The organism is Streptomyces sp. NPDC006261, from assembly GCF_040613515.1.
Taxonomy (GTDB): domain Bacteria; phylum Actinomycetota; class Actinomycetes; order Streptomycetales; family Streptomycetaceae; genus Streptomyces.
In genome coordinates, this window is sequence record NZ_JBEXSI010000021.1 from 55,865 (window position 1) to 68,899 (window position 13,035).

General features: G+C 70.0%; 13 protein-coding genes and 4 pseudogenes. 6 read left to right on the forward strand and 11 right to left on the reverse strand.

Annotated features, from left to right (window positions below; genetic code table 11):
* Nucleotides 1-2: 2 nt before the first annotated feature.
* The 3 genes from ABZ154_RS16120 to ABZ154_RS16130 are packed head-to-tail and all read right to left on the reverse strand — an operon-like array spanning nucleotide 3 to nucleotide 3,072.
* Nucleotides 3-989 carry an ABC transporter permease subunit gene (locus tag ABZ154_RS16120; RefSeq protein WP_356832999.1) on the reverse strand — a complete coding sequence of 329 codons (987 nt, stop codon included), beginning with the start codon at nucleotides 987-989 and terminating at the stop codon, nucleotides 3-5.
* On the reverse strand, nucleotides 977-1,894 hold the full coding sequence (locus ABZ154_RS16125; protein ID WP_356833001.1) for an ABC transporter permease subunit: 918 nt from the start codon (nucleotides 1,892-1,894) through the stop codon (nucleotides 977-979). The genes ABZ154_RS16120 and ABZ154_RS16125 overlap by 13 nt, the downstream gene beginning before the upstream one ends.
* Nucleotides 1,894-3,072: an extracellular solute-binding protein gene (locus ABZ154_RS16130; protein WP_356833003.1), complete on the reverse strand. Its 1,179-nt coding sequence runs from the start codon at nucleotides 3,070-3,072 to the stop codon at nucleotides 1,894-1,896. Before ABZ154_RS16130 ends, ABZ154_RS16125 begins: the two co-directional genes overlap by 1 nt.
* A gap of 267 nt (nucleotides 3,073-3,339) precedes the next feature.
* Here ABZ154_RS16130 and ABZ154_RS16135 point away from each other — a divergent pair, with 267 nt between their 5' ends.
* A complete protein-coding gene (locus ABZ154_RS16135) occupies nucleotides 3,340-4,095 on the forward strand; it encodes a GntR family transcriptional regulator (protein ID WP_356833005.1) in 756 nt (251 codons plus the stop codon).
* A gap of 17 nt (nucleotides 4,096-4,112) precedes the next feature.
* Here ABZ154_RS16135 and dusB read toward each other — a convergent pair whose 3' ends face one another.
* The 4 genes and pseudogenes from dusB to ABZ154_RS16155 form a co-directional block, all read right to left on the reverse strand.
* Complete coding sequence (dusB, locus tag ABZ154_RS16140) at nucleotides 4,113-5,261, reverse strand: tRNA dihydrouridine synthase DusB (protein ID WP_356833007.1); 1,149 nt, start codon at nucleotides 5,259-5,261, stop codon at nucleotides 4,113-4,115.
* 330 nt (nucleotides 5,262-5,591) lie between these two features.
* Nucleotides 5,592-5,908 (reverse strand): annotated as a pseudogene (locus ABZ154_RS16145) (VOC family protein).
* A gap of 85 nt (nucleotides 5,909-5,993) precedes the next feature.
* Complete coding sequence (locus ABZ154_RS16150; RefSeq protein WP_356833009.1) at nucleotides 5,994-6,536, reverse strand: DapH/DapD/GlmU-related protein; 543 nt, start codon at nucleotides 6,534-6,536, stop codon at nucleotides 5,994-5,996.
* A 290-nt stretch (nucleotides 6,537-6,826) separates the two neighbouring features.
* Nucleotides 6,827-7,090 (reverse strand): annotated as a pseudogene (locus ABZ154_RS16155) (TetR/AcrR family transcriptional regulator); the annotation flags it as partial.
* A 139-nt stretch (nucleotides 7,091-7,229) separates the two neighbouring features.
* Between ABZ154_RS16155 and ABZ154_RS16160 the strand changes: the two are divergent.
* The 3 genes and pseudogenes from ABZ154_RS16160 to ABZ154_RS16170 form a co-directional block, all read left to right on the forward strand.
* Nucleotides 7,230-7,610 (forward strand): hypothetical protein, encoded by a 381-nt coding sequence (locus ABZ154_RS16160; RefSeq protein ID WP_356833011.1) that lies wholly within the window; start codon nucleotides 7,230-7,232, stop codon nucleotides 7,608-7,610.
* Nucleotides 7,611-7,632: 22 nt separating this feature from the next.
* A complete protein-coding gene (locus ABZ154_RS16165; protein ID WP_356833013.1) occupies nucleotides 7,633-7,836 on the forward strand; it encodes a hypothetical protein in 204 nt (67 codons plus the stop codon).
* A gap of 218 nt (nucleotides 7,837-8,054) precedes the next feature.
* Nucleotides 8,055-8,258: pseudogene (locus ABZ154_RS16170) on the forward strand (hypothetical protein); the annotation flags it as partial.
* Here the strand turns inward: ABZ154_RS16170 and ABZ154_RS16175 are convergent.
* Nucleotides 8,236-9,204 carry a glutaminase gene (locus ABZ154_RS16175; protein ID WP_356833016.1) on the reverse strand — a complete coding sequence of 323 codons (969 nt, stop codon included), beginning with the start codon at nucleotides 9,202-9,204 and terminating at the stop codon, nucleotides 8,236-8,238. The pseudogene ABZ154_RS16170 and the gene ABZ154_RS16175 overlap by 23 nt on opposite strands.
* A 309-nt stretch (nucleotides 9,205-9,513) precedes the next feature.
* On the opposite strand from ABZ154_RS16175, the pseudogene ABZ154_RS16180 reads away from it, so the two are divergent.
* Nucleotides 9,514-9,636: pseudogene (locus tag ABZ154_RS16180) on the forward strand (pyridoxamine 5'-phosphate oxidase); the annotation flags it as partial.
* An 82-nt stretch (nucleotides 9,637-9,718) separates the two neighbouring features.
* Here ABZ154_RS16180 and ABZ154_RS16185 read toward each other — a convergent pair.
* From ABZ154_RS16185 to ABZ154_RS16195, 3 genes are all read right to left on the reverse strand, one after another.
* A complete protein-coding gene (locus ABZ154_RS16185) occupies nucleotides 9,719-9,940 on the reverse strand; it encodes a DUF6243 family protein (protein ID WP_356833018.1) in 222 nt (73 codons plus the stop codon).
* Between the two features lie 178 nt (nucleotides 9,941-10,118).
* Nucleotides 10,119-10,322: a hypothetical protein gene (locus ABZ154_RS16190; RefSeq protein ID WP_356833020.1), complete on the reverse strand. Its 204-nt coding sequence runs from the start codon at nucleotides 10,320-10,322 to the stop codon at nucleotides 10,119-10,121.
* 110 nt (nucleotides 10,323-10,432) lie between these two features.
* A complete protein-coding gene (locus tag ABZ154_RS16195) occupies nucleotides 10,433-11,815 on the reverse strand; it encodes a glycine--tRNA ligase (protein WP_073873650.1) in 1,383 nt (460 codons plus the stop codon).
* Between the two features lie 177 nt (nucleotides 11,816-11,992).
* Here ABZ154_RS16195 and ABZ154_RS16200 point away from each other — a divergent pair, with 177 nt between their 5' ends.
* Nucleotides 11,993-13,021, forward strand: a complete 1,029-nt coding sequence (locus ABZ154_RS16200; RefSeq protein WP_356833022.1) for a metal ABC transporter substrate-binding protein — start codon at nucleotides 11,993-11,995, stop codon at nucleotides 13,019-13,021.
* Nucleotides 13,022-13,035 lie beyond the last annotated feature (14 nt).

The window sequence follows — 13,035 nt, forward strand, 5'->3', positions numbered from 1 at the left end:
GGCTACTCCTTGCCGGGTACGGAGGTGGGGGCGGCGGCCGGGGCCGTGGCGTCAGCCGGTGCGGATGCGGCGGCGCCGACGGCCGGGGTCACCGTGGCCGGACCGGCCGGGACCGCGGTGGCCGAGGCGGAGGACCCGGTTCCGGCGCGCGAGAGGACGAGCAGCAGGGCCCAGGTGATGAGCAGGGAGAGCAGGGAGACGGCCACCGACATCCGGGCCTCGGCGCCGGAGACGGTGACGATCCACACCGCGAAGGGCCGGAACCCCAGCAGCGAGGCGACGGTGTACTCACCGAGCACCAGCGCCAGGGTGAGGAAGGAGGCCCCGGCGAGCGAGGAGCGCAGGTTGGGCAGGATGACGCTCACGATCACCTGCAACCGGCCGGCCCCGCAGTTGCGGGCCGCCTCCACCAGCGTGGGTACGTCGACGGCGCGCAGCCCCGCGTCCAGCGAGCGGTGCACGAACGGCAGCGCCAGCACGGTGTAGGCGAGGACCAGCACCACCGGGAACGACTCGTTCTGCACGGCGAGGAAGGTCTGGTAGAGCGGGGTGCGCGAGAAGTGGTCGGGCCCCCAGCGCAGCACGGTGGCGATCCCGGTGACCAGGGCGATCGGCGGCACCACCAGCGGCAGCATGCAGACGATCTCGACGACGGCCCGCAGCCGGGGCGGTCCGAGCCGCACCGCGACGAGCGCGGGGACGACGAGCAGCAGGGCCAGCGCGATCGTGGCGGCGGCGAGGGAGAGCGAGAGGAACAGGCTTTCGGTGAAGCCGTCGGCCGACAGGATGCCGCTGTAGGCCTCGAAGGTGAGGCCCTGGTTCGGCACATGGACGGTGAAGACGAACGAGGAGAGCAGCGGGGTGACGAAGTAGAGCCCGGCCATCGCCAGTACGGCACCGCGCCAGTAGCGCGGGTGGGAGCGGCCGGCCTTCACCGGCACCGGCACCGGGGCCTCGGTCGCGGGGGCGGCGGTGGTCAGTGCAGCCATCGGGAGCTCCGTCGCTGGAGGGGCAGATAGACCGCCATCACCAGTCCGGCGATCACGATCATGTCGAGGCTCAGGGCCAGCGCCACGTTCTCCTGGCCGACCAGGACGTTCCCGGAGAGCGCGTCGGCGATCTTCAGGGTGACCAGCGGTACGGAGCCGCCGACGAGGGCGGCGGCCGTGGCGTGCGCGGCGAAGGCGCTGCCGAAGAGGAGGACGAACCCGCCGAGCAGCGAGGGCGCGAGCACCGGCAGCCCGACGTACCGCCAGAACTGCCAGGTGGTGGCGCCGGTGTTGCGGGCGGCCTCGCGCCACTGGGGGCGCAGTCCGTCCAGCGCCGGGACGACGACGATCACCATGAGCGGGATGAGGAAGTAGAGGTAGATGACGGTGAGCCCGGTGAAGGAGTAGAGGTTCCAGCCGAGCGCGTCCAGGTGCCCGAGCTGCGTGACCACACCGGAGATGCCGAGGGTGGCGACGAAGGCGAAGGCCAGCGGGATGCCGCCGAAGTTGGCGAGCACCCCGGAGGCGGTGAGCACGGCCCCGCGCAGCGCGCCGCGCCGGGAGGTGACGACGGCCTGGGCGATCAGCACACCGAAGACGGTGGCGATGGCGGCGGTCAGCGCGGACAGCTGGACACTGCCGGTGAGCGAGGCGAGGTAGGGCCCTTGGAGCGAGCGCTGGAGGTGCTCGCCGGTGATCTCGGTGGTGCCGGCGACCGGGTCGGTACGGGTGATGGCCCCGTACAGCAGGGCGCCGGCGGGCAGTCCGAAGCAGAGTCCGGCGAAGACGAGCAGCGGGAGGGCCCCGAGCCAGGCGCGGGGCGGCCGGCGGCGGCGCGTCGGGCCACCGGCCTTCACAGGGGCCGCCCCGGGTCCCGGGGCGGCGGTCGGGTGGGAAGGGGTCATCAGGAGACGGCCTTGTCCCAGTTCTCGGAGAGCGTGGCGTTGGCCTTGTCGAGCTCCTCGGAGGAGGGGAACGTCGGCGTGCCCTCGACGGCGGGAAGCTTGGCCACGAAGGCCTTGTCGGCCGTCCCGTCCTCGGTCATGGCGGGCAGCAGCACCGGTCGGGCGTACCCCTTGAGCCAGAGGTTCTGGCCCTCGGCGCTGTACAGGTACTCCATCCACAGGCGGGCGGCCGCCGGGTGCGGGGCGTCCTTGTTGATGGCCTGCGAGTAGAACTGGGCGTAGACCCCGTCCTTCGGCACGGAGACCTTCCAGTCGACGCCCTTGCCCTTGAACTGGTCGGCGTACCCGGCGTTCAGGTAGTCCCAGTCGATGCTGATCGGCGTCTCGCCCTTCTCGACGGTGGCCGGGGTGGACTCGACGGGGATGAAGTTCCCGCTCTTCTTGAGCTTGCCGAAGAAGTCGATGCCGGGCTGGATGTCCCCGAACGAGCCCTTGCTGGCCAGGGACGCCGCGTACACGCCGCCGAACGCGGAGCCGGACTTGGTCGGGTTGCCGTTGAGGGCGACCTTCCCCTTGTACTCGGGCTTCAGCAGGTCCGCGAAGGTCTCGGGGCAGGTCTTGATGCGGGCGGCGTCGCAGCCGATGGAGACGTAGCCGCCGTAGTCGTTGTACCAGCGGCCGTCGGCGTCCTTCTGGCTGTCGGGGATCTTGTCCCAGGTGGCGACCTTGTACGGGGCGAAGAGGTTCTCGGAGGCTCCGCTGCGGGCGAAGGCGATGCCGAGGTCGAGGACGTCGGGGGCGCGCTTCTGGCCCTTGCGGGACTTGACTGCGGCTATCTCGTCGGAGCTGGAGCCGTCGGGGTTCTCGCTCTTGATCTTGACCTTGTACTTGGCCTGGAAGGTCTTGATCAGCTCGCCGTAGTTCGCCCAGTCCGGCGGCAGGGCGATCACGTTGAGCTCGCCTTCCTTCTCGGCGGCGGCGACCAGCTTCTCCAGCCCGCCGAAGTCGGCGACCGAGGCGGCCTCGGTGGACTTCACCCCATTCGCGCCGGTCTCGGCCTTCTCCTCGGGCGCGGCGCCGCACGCGGTGAGGGCCGTGAGGGCGGCGGTGGAGAGGGCGATGGCGGCAACGGCACGGCTGTTGGCACGGACACGGGGACGGGGTCGGGCTCTGCGCACGGTAGGTCTCCCAGAAGCGAAGCATGAGGGCCACTTGTTCATACAAGCTGGCACCAGTTCGCCCGGGCCAGGTGTCCGGGAAGTTAACGTCCCATGTCTGATGCCGCAAGAGGGCGGGAAGAGGAAAGCGCACTATCCAGGGGTTCTGGTAGATAACGGCCTCGCATTGAAACGCGCTGCGACGACGCTAGAGTGAGCCGCAGGACCGTCACCGAGCAACGGACCTGTACACAGCCCATCCTGCGCATGGAAAGCCGAGGGGGACGCGTGGGCGCTACGCGCTACCGGGAGATCGCCGAGTCGCTGCGGCACGCCATCCGCACCGGCACCTACCCGCTCGGCTCCCGGCTGCCGTCCGAGAGCGACCTCTCCGCCCGCTGGGCGGTCTCGCGCGGCACGGTCCGCCAGGCGGTGGCGCTGCTGGCCTCCGAGGGCCTGATCGGCTCCCGGCAGGGGGCACGCCGGGTCGTGCTGCGCCAGGAGCGCCGCCAGAGCTTCCAGCAGCTCAACAGCTTCGCGCAGTGGGCGCAGGCGATGGGGTGCGAGGTCACCAGCCGCATCCTGACCCGCACGATGCGGGCCGCGACCGACGAGGAGGCCGAGCGCCTGGACGCGGAGCCGGGCGGCGAGGTCCTGTACGTCCTGCGGCTGCGGTGGCTGGACGGCGAGCCGGTGATGGTGGAGCGGACGGTGTACGCGGACTGGGTGGCCCCGGCCGTCCTGGATCTGCCGGAGGACTGCGTCTCGATCATGGACAGCATCGCGGAGCGGGCGGACATCGTCGCGCACTACGGAGAGCACCTGATCGACGCGGTCGCGGCGGGCAGCGAGGACGCCCGGCTGCTGCGAGTGCGCCGGGCCAGCCCGCTGCTGCGCCAGCGCCACCTGACGTACACGGCGGCGGGCCGGGCCATCGAGTGGACGGACGACCGCTACCGGGCGGGGAGCGTGGTCTTCAACGTGATGAATTCCGCGGGGGCGGCCCCGCTGGAGCGCCGGGCGGGCCCGGACGTGCGCGGCTGAGGTCTTCTCGTACGGCCTCAGCCGCCGGAGGTGTCGAGCTCCGCATCGGCGCTGACACCGGCACAGTCGTACGGGTCCTTGAGCCACCCGTCCGGCAGGACGACCCGGTTGTTGCCCGAGGTCCGCCCGCGCGGCCCGTCGGCACCGTCCGGCCAGGGCTGGTCCAGGTCCAGCTCGTGCAGCTGACCGCCCAGCTCCTGCAGCGAGGAGGTGACGGCCAGCTTCTTGCGCATCTCGGAGCCGACCGCGAAGCCCTTGAGATACCAGGCGACGTGCTTCCGGAAGTCGATGACGCCACGGGCCTCGTCGCCGATCCACTCCCCCAGCAGCGTCGCGTGCCGGACCATGACGTCCGCGACCTCGCGGAGGGTGGGCGCGTGCCGGGTCGCACTGCCCTCCATGGCGTTCACCAGATCGGCGAAGAGCCAGGGCCGCCCGAGGCACCCGCGCCCGACGACGACACCGTCACAGCCGGTCTCGCGCATCATGCGCAGGGCGTCATCGGCACACCAGATGTCGCCGTTGCCGAGAACGGGGATCTCGGGGACGTGCTCCTTGAGCCGGGCGATGGCGTCCCAGTCGGCCGTGCCGCCGTAGTGCTGGGCGGTGGTGCGCCCGTGCAGGGCAACAGCCGTCACCCCCTCCTCGACGGCGATGCGCCCCGCGTCGAGGAACGTGAGGTGGTCGTCGTCGATGCCCTTGCGCATCTTGATGGTGACGGGGAGGTCGCCGGCGCCTGAGACGGCCTCCTTGAGGATGGCCCGCAGCAGGGGCCGCTTGTACGGCAGCGCGGAGCCGCCGCCCTTGCGGGTGACCTTGGGAACGGGGCACCCGAAGTTGAGGTCGATGTGGTCGGCGAGGTTCTCGTCGACGATCATCCGGACCGCCTTGCCGACGGTGACCGGGTCCACCCCGTAGAGCTGGATCGAGCGCGGGGTCTCGGTCGCGTCGAAGTGGATCAGCTGCATGGTCTTCTCGTTGCGCTCGACCAGCGCCCGCGTGGTGATCATCTCGCTGACGAACAGCCCCTTGCCCCCGGAGAACTCCCGGCACAGCGTCCGGAACGGGGCGTTGGTGATGCCGGCCATCGGCGCGAGCACCACCGGCGGCTGCACGGTGTGCGGGCCGATGCGGAGCTGCGGGAGGACGGGGGCGAGCGTGGTCATTGCTCCATTGTCGCGTACGCCGGAGGGGTGGCGGGCTCGGGCTTCCGCGTAGGCGGCAGGAGGTGATTTTCAGCCCCGTTTCCTTGAGACACAAAAAGTTTCCGCAAGGAAAGTGTCGGCGCGGCAGGATCCCGTCCGGGACGACGCCTGCAGCCGACGGAGACAGGCGATGCAGCATGCCGTTGCCGTGCCCCGTGGTGGAAGTCGACTCGACGTCCGTAGCGGATGTACAGGCGTTGAACGGGTAGGGCCAGGCAAGCCGTAGACCGAACCGGTCCAGGTCCGGCACACCCTGTGTTCCACCGCTTCCGCCCTACGCGCGGCGGAGGGTCAGTCGCTGCAGAACCCGTTGCCCTCGATGTCCAGCATCGGGGTGCACACATCGTGGCCGTCGTACAGCGTCTGCACGTGCACGGCGCCGAGCGGCTCCGGGCGCGCACGTTCGGCCTCCGGTGCGGCGAGACGCTCTTCACCCACAAGGCCCGTGCCTACCCGTACGTCAAGGTGCACCCGGTTCTTGACGGCCGTGCCCTCGGGAACACCGGTGGAGGCGGTGCGACGTAGCCCAACACCTCACACCAGAAGCGGGGGAGGCGCTCAGGTTCCGCGCAGTCAAAGGTGACTGGGAACTGCTTGGTCGACGACATCGGCGCCCTCTGCCAACGGGCGCTGACGCCTTCCTCCCTCGGTGGGCCCATGGGAGCCGGCCCCCGTGCCGTCCGAGGACGTCCCTCACCACCGGCGGTCCACCGTGGCCTTCGGGCCGGTCACCAGGCTGGCCGGAGGGACGTCCTCGGCCACCACCGCCCCGGCGGCGATCACCGCGTCCTTGCCGATCGTGACGCCCGGCAGGATCGTGGCGCCGGCGCCGATCCAGACGTTCTCCTGTACGTGGATGGGCCCGCCGGTGAGGTAGTGGCGGCGCTCCTCGGGGTCGACCGGGTGGCCGCTCGTGATGAACGTGGCCTTCGGGCCGACCATCACGCGTTGGTCGAGCCGGATTCCCGCGTAGTCCAGGAACGTGCAGTTCTGGTTGATGAACACCCGCTCGGCCAGGTCGAGACGGAGGCCGTGGTCGGTGAAGAAGGGCGGGTAGATCGTCGTCCTGGGCGGCAGCGGCCTGCCGAGGATCTGGGCGAACAGGTCCGCCTTGCCCTCCTCGTCCTCGAAGGGCAGGACGTTCAGCCGGGAGGTCAGCTCGGTGGCCCGCAGGACCCTGTCGGCCATGGCCTGGAACTCGGGGCTGTGGATGCGCATGAGACGGTCACTGGGCATGAGCACCACCCTGCCATTCACCCGCCCCGAGGCTGGAGTTGCTCTGGCGAGGCTGAGCACACGAGCCCGAGGCGCATCCCGATCCGGCCGACTGCACCGGCCAGGAGTTCATCGGGCCACCGCACTGGGAGGGCGAGTCCCGACTACGGTCGGCCGTGCTTTCTGGAGCACCCTCGTGGACTGACCGAACCCAGCGGACTGACCGAATGGGGTGGACCAGTGAACCGGGCAGGACGGGCGGAGCCGAGGGCGAGCCGCCGCCGGCCCGGCCCGGGCACCGCACGTCCGGCTCAGGCGAAGCGCGAGGCGCCCCGGGCCGCCTCGATCATCCGGAAGACCTCGTCCACCGCGGCTTCCGGATCGGCCGCCTCGCGGGCCGGCGTATAGGCGTCGATCACGAACCTCGCGATGGTCCGGCAGGCCGTCGGCGTCTCCGGTACGCCGAGGTCGGCGGCGATGGCCGCCGCCAGCGACTCCGCGTGACGCGGCCGCATCGACTCCTCGTACTCCCGCAGCGCCGGTGACGCCCCGATCAGGTTCCGGACCGGGGCGGCCGGGCCACACACGGGGCCGCCGTGTCATGGTCACTGATGCAGGACACGGCCATGTCACCCACTCCGGGACGAGGCCATCGCCATGGCCATCAGGCCCATCCGATAAGGTCCCCGGGACGACGAGCCCGCGAGGTACCGCATGGCCCATCTGTTCATCTTCGGCTGCTTCCTCCTGCTGGGCGTCGTCAGTTCGCTGGCGGCCCGCATCGGGTATCGGGGCGCGGTCTGCGACAGATCCGCCGGATACGAGGTCCCGGCAGAGGTGAAGTCGGACCCTGCGCTACGGGGTCGGGCGAACAGTCTGGTGGCGTTCTGGTGCACGGGGGCCGCGATGCTCAGCCTCGCCCCGGTGGTGGCCCTCGGAAGCGTGATCCTGGGTGACGGCGACACGTCGGTTTCCACCTGGGCGCTGGTGGTGTTCGCCGCGTACGGCCTGGTCGTGGTGATGGTGGGGGCCTATCCCTTCGAGAAGATCAAGCACCTCGGCGAATCCACCGGACATCGAGGCGCGGGACGCTGAGGCGATGGGAAAGGCCGGAAACATGCTCCTTCACGACGCCGAGGCCCGGCACTACGACGCGTCCCGGGGTGGTGAACCGAGGGCCCGGGCGGCGGCGGACGCGGTGGAACGGCTCCTGCCGCAAGGGCCTTGCGTGGTCCTGGACACCGCGTGCGGCACGGGCATCGTGACCGAACGGCTGCTGCGTCCGGGACGGACGGTGGCGGGCGCCTACCGTTCGCCCTGATGCTGGGCCCGGCCGGGCGGCGGGTGCCGGGAGGCGTCGCGCGGGGCGACGCAGCCAGGCTTGCCCTTCGCGTCGGATCCGTCCGCACCCGCAGTACCGTCTCGTGGCCTTGGAGACCTGACAGCCGGAAGGGCGGGGGGACGAGGCGTGGGAGACTCGATCATGCCTGTGACCAACCATGGCTGGCCGGCCCGTCGCCGAAGAACCGTCTCGATCGTCACTACTGGCCGGCCTTCCGCTGGCAGTCCGACCACGTCGAGCGGTCGCGTTCCCTCGACGAACCCCAGTCGGGCCCTCTCGTCGTGATCGAGGCCGAGCGGATCGTCTGTACGGAGCACTGGCTACGGCGCGAGGGCTTCGCACCGCGTCAGTTCTGGACCAGGCAGGCGCGGCAGCAGGTCAGAAGACGGACAGCCCGGTGAGCGTGGTGAAGCGGTCGAGGGCCGAGACGCCCGCCACGGAGTTGCCGCGCCGGTCGAGGCCCGGGCTCCAGACGCACAGGGTGCACACCCCGGGCACGATGGCGATGATCCCGCCGCCGACACCGCTCTTGCCCGGCAGCCCCACCCGATAGGCGAACTCCCCGGCCGCGTCGTACGTCCCACACGTGAGCATAACCGCGTTGACCTGCTTCGCCTGGCTGCGGGTCAGCAGTGCGGAGCCGTCGGCCCGGACACCGTGCCGGGCCAGGAACCCCGCGGCGAGGGCCAGGTCCGCACACGAGGCCTCGATGGAGCACTGGCGGAAGTAGGCGGCGAGCAGTTCGGGGACCGGGAGCGTGATGTTGCCGTAGGAGGCCATGAAATGGGCCAGCGCGGCGTTGCGGTCACCGTAGGCCGCTTCGGAGGCGGCGACCTCCGGCATGAAGTCGATGGCGGCGTTGCCACTCTCCGCGCGCAGCAGCTCCCGCACCTGGCCGGCGGCGTCCCCGGTCAGGGCCTGTAGCCGGTCGGTCACCACCAGGGCACCGGCGTTGATGAACGGGTTACGGGGGATCCCGTTCTCGTACTCCAGCTGCACCAGGGAGTTGAAGGGGTTGCCGGAGGGCTCGCGGCCCACGCCCTGCCAGAGCTGCCCGCCGTCCAGGGACAGCGCCAGGGCCAGGGCGAACACCTTGGAGATGGACTGCGTCGAGAACGGCTGCTGCCAGTCGCCGACACCGTAGACGGTCCCGTCCGGCTCCGCGACGGCCATGCCGAACCGTCGGGGGTCGGCACCGGCGAGCATCGGTATGTAGTCGGCGGGGGTGCCGTGGTCGGTGAGGGTGGCCATCTCCTCGGCGATGCGGCTGATCACCGAGGAGAACCGGTGGGAGCCGGAGCGCGGGGCCGGACTGCTTGCCCGAGGGGCGGCGGAGGTGTGAGACACGGCGTTTTCCTACCGGGGAGGGGTGCGGGAGGCCCGCAGGCGGGCGGAGGGGGAGCCGGGGGCCTCCCACAGTCTGACCCACCCACCGGATACGGCCAAGAAACCCCTCCCACAGCCCGCGCCCGCCTCCAGGCGCCGGGGCCGTGCTCCTGAACGCGGGCTCCCGGCCGCTTCCCGCCTCCCGTGTCCAGAGGAACTGGAGCTCGGGGCAGCGGTGGCTGGGGGCATCGAGCAGCGGGCGGTGGAGTCCCAGCAGGACCCGGTCGAAGAACGCGGTGGCGCAGGCGCGGGTGACCGTCGTGGCGCGGGCTGCCGGCAGACGCCCAGCCGGCCTCGGCCGAAGTGACGCTGGCCCAGCTGCGGATGCCCGAGCTGACCCTCGCCGGCATCGGGCAGGTGGAGGCGGATGCGCTGAAGTACCGCTACGAGTGACGGGGCGGTCGATCGCAGGTGGGCCCGGATCATCCGTGATCCGGGCCCACCGTCGTACGGGGTACTGCTCAGGCCTCTGGCGTCAGCTCTGCGCGGACGGCGCGTCCTGCTCGCCCGGCTCGGCGGCGGTCGTGGCCGCCTGGGTCCCGGCGCGCTCGCGCATCTTGCGCACCAGCTCCTGCTTCTTGTCCTCGGCCACCTTGCGGTCGGCCCCTCGCGCGGAACCCGCGCCCTGCTGTTCGGCGCGGGACAGCTTCTTGCGCTGTCCGCCGACGCCGAGGAGGTTGTTGCGGCTCTTGGCCACGGCGTTCTCCCATTCGTGGTGAGAAGTGAGGAAGGAAGTGATCGGGTGATCGAGATCGATCCGGTCGATCCGGTGGGCGGCGGGTGGTCGGGCCCCGCCGCGCTCTCACTCGTAGATCTGGAAGAACGAAGACATGCCGAAACGGTACCCCGCTCCCGGAGCACCCCGCACCAGATTTTCAGGCCCTCGGGTCGACCGTCGCCTGGTGGGCCTCGGTGAGGTGTTCCTGGGCCTTCAGCCAGGGCAGGAACTGCGCCGAGCGGCGCCAGCCGCAGGTGGAGCACGTCAGCTCGCGGGACATGCCCGACTTCCGCACCTGCACGACGTGTTCACGGCCGTGCTGGTCCCATCTGGTGACCTTGCTGGTGGTGATCGACGGCATCGCGTACCTCCCGGGACGGCGGCGGGGGCTCCGGTGGACTGTACGACGAAGCCCCCGGTTCCGTACCCGGAACCAGGGGCCTCACGCGCCTACAGGAGCGTACGGGGGTGTCAGCAGCCGATCAGACGGGCGCCGAGGTACGCCTGGATCTGGTCCAGGGAGACGCGCTCCTGCTTCATCGTGTCGCGCTCGCGCACGGTCACCGCGTTGTCGTCCAGGGTGTCGAAGTCGACGGTGACGCAGAACGGGGTGCCGATCTCGTCCTGGCGGCGGTAGCGGCGGCCGATGGCGCCGGCGTCGTCGAACTCGATGTTCCAGTTCTTGCGCAGGTCCGTCGCCAGGCCCTTGGCCTTCGGCGAGAGCTGCGGGTTGCGGGAGAGCGGCAGGACCGCGACCTTGACCGGCGCCAGGCGCGGGTCGAGGCGCATCACGGTGCGCTTCTCCATGACGCCCTTGGCGTTGGGCGCCTCGTCCTCGATGTAGGCGTCGAGCAGGAACGCCAGCATCGCGCGGCCGACACCGGCCGCGGGCTCGATGACGTACGGCGTCCAGCGCTCGCCGGCCTCCTGATCGTAGTACTGGAGGTCGGTGCCCGACGCCTTGGAGTGCGCCTTGAGGTCGTAGTCGGTGCGGTTGGCGACGCCCTCGAGCTCGCCCCACTCGCTGCCGCCGAAGCGGAAGCGGTACTCGATGTCCGCGGTGCGCTTGGAGTAGTGGGAGAGCTTCTCCTGCGGGTGCTCGAACCAGCGCATGTTCTCCTCGCGCATGCCGAGGTCCGTGTACCAGTTCCAGCGCTGGTCCATCCAGTACTGCTGCCACTCCTCGTCCTCGCCCGGCTTGACGAAGAACTCCATCTCCATCTGCTCGAACTCGCGGGTCCGGAAGATGAAGTTGCCCGGAGTGATCTCGTTGCGGAAGGACTTGCCCACCTGCGCGATGCCGAACGGCGGCTTCTTGCGCGAAGTCTGCTGCACCTGGCCGAAGTTGGTGAAGATGCCCTGGGCGGTCTCGGGGCGCAGGTAGGCGACCGAGCCGGAGTCCTGGGTGGGGCCGAGATGGGTGGAGAGCAGGCCCGAGAACTCCTTGGGCTCGGTGAAGGTGCCCTTGTTGCCGCAGTTGGGGCAGTTGAGGTCGGCGAGGCCGTTGACCGGCGGCTTGCCGTGCTTCTCCTCGTACGCCTCCTCAAGGTGGTCGGCGCGGTAGCGCTTGTGACAGGAGGTGCACTCGGTCAGCGGGTCCGAGAAGGTGGCGACGTGCCCCGAGGCGACCCAGACGTCCGGGGCCAGGATGACCGACGAGTCGAGACCGACCACGTCCTCGCGCGAAGTGACCATGTAGCGCCACCACTGGCGCTTCAGGTTCTCCTTCATCTCGACGCCCAGCGGCCCGTAGTCCCAGGCGGCGCGCTGACCACCGTAGATCTCACTGGAGGGGTAGACGAAGCCACGGCGCTTGCTCAGGCTGACGATGGTGTCGATCTTGTCGGCGGCCACGGTGCTCTCTTCATTACGACGGCGACGAACGGCGAATGCTTCAGATTACCGGCGGGCGCACCCCTGGGATCAAATCGGTGGGGGGTCCGACGATCTTCAGCCCGTTCCTATGTGACCTTCCGGGCATCTCATCCGCCTTGTTGACAATCGTTTCCACTTTTGTTGAAAATGACTGTCATGAACGTACACCGCCTCATACCCACCACCGCCGTCGCCGGAGCAGTCGTCCTCGGTCTGGCCGCCCTCTCCGCCTGCTCCACCTCCGACGCGGCGGACGGGGGTAACGGCGACAAGCTGAAGGTGACCGCGTCGTTCTACCCGATGCAGTTCCTGGCCGAGAGGATCGGCGGCGAGCACGTCGCCGTCACCAGCCTCACCAAGCCGGGCGTGGAGCCGCACGACCTGGAGCTCACCCCCCGCCAGATCGGCTCCATCAGCGAGTCCGACTACGTGCTCTACCTCAAGGGCGTCCAGCCCGCCGTGGACGACGCGATTGTGCAGTCCGGTGTGAAGAACACCGTCGACGCCGCGACCCTCACCACGCTGGAGAACCACGGAGCCGAGGTCAGCGGCCACGATCACGGCCATGAAGGCGAAGAAGAGCACGGGGACGAGCACGGCCACGAGGAAGAAGCCCACGAGGAGCACTCCGAGGGCGACGGCCACAACCACGGCGAGGAAGGCGGCGCCGACCCGCACATCTGGCTGGACCCGGTGAAGTACGCCGAGGTCGCCAAGGGTGTCGGCAAGTCACTGGAGAAGGCCGACCCCGACCACGCCGCCGACTACAAGAAGAACACCAAGGCCCTGGTCGGGGAGCTGAACAAGCTCGACACGGCGTACGAGACCGGGCTGAAGAACACCGCCACCAAGACCTTCATCACCACCCACTCCGCCTTCGGCTACCTCGCCGAGCGCTACGGGCTCACCCAGCAGGGCATCGCGGGCATCGACCCCGAGGCCGAGCCGACCCCCGCCCGGATCCAGGAGCTCCACACCATCGCGGAGAAGGAGAAGGCGACGACCGTCTTCTTCGAGACGCTCGCCAGCGACCGGACAGCGAAGACCCTCGCGAAGGACACCGGACTGAAGACCGACGTCCTGGACCCGCTGGAGGGAATCACGAAGAAGTCCCAGGGCGCTGACTACCTCGAGGTCATGGAGGCCAACCTCGCCGCGCTGCAGAAGGCACTCGGCGCGAAGTGACCCGCATCACTGGT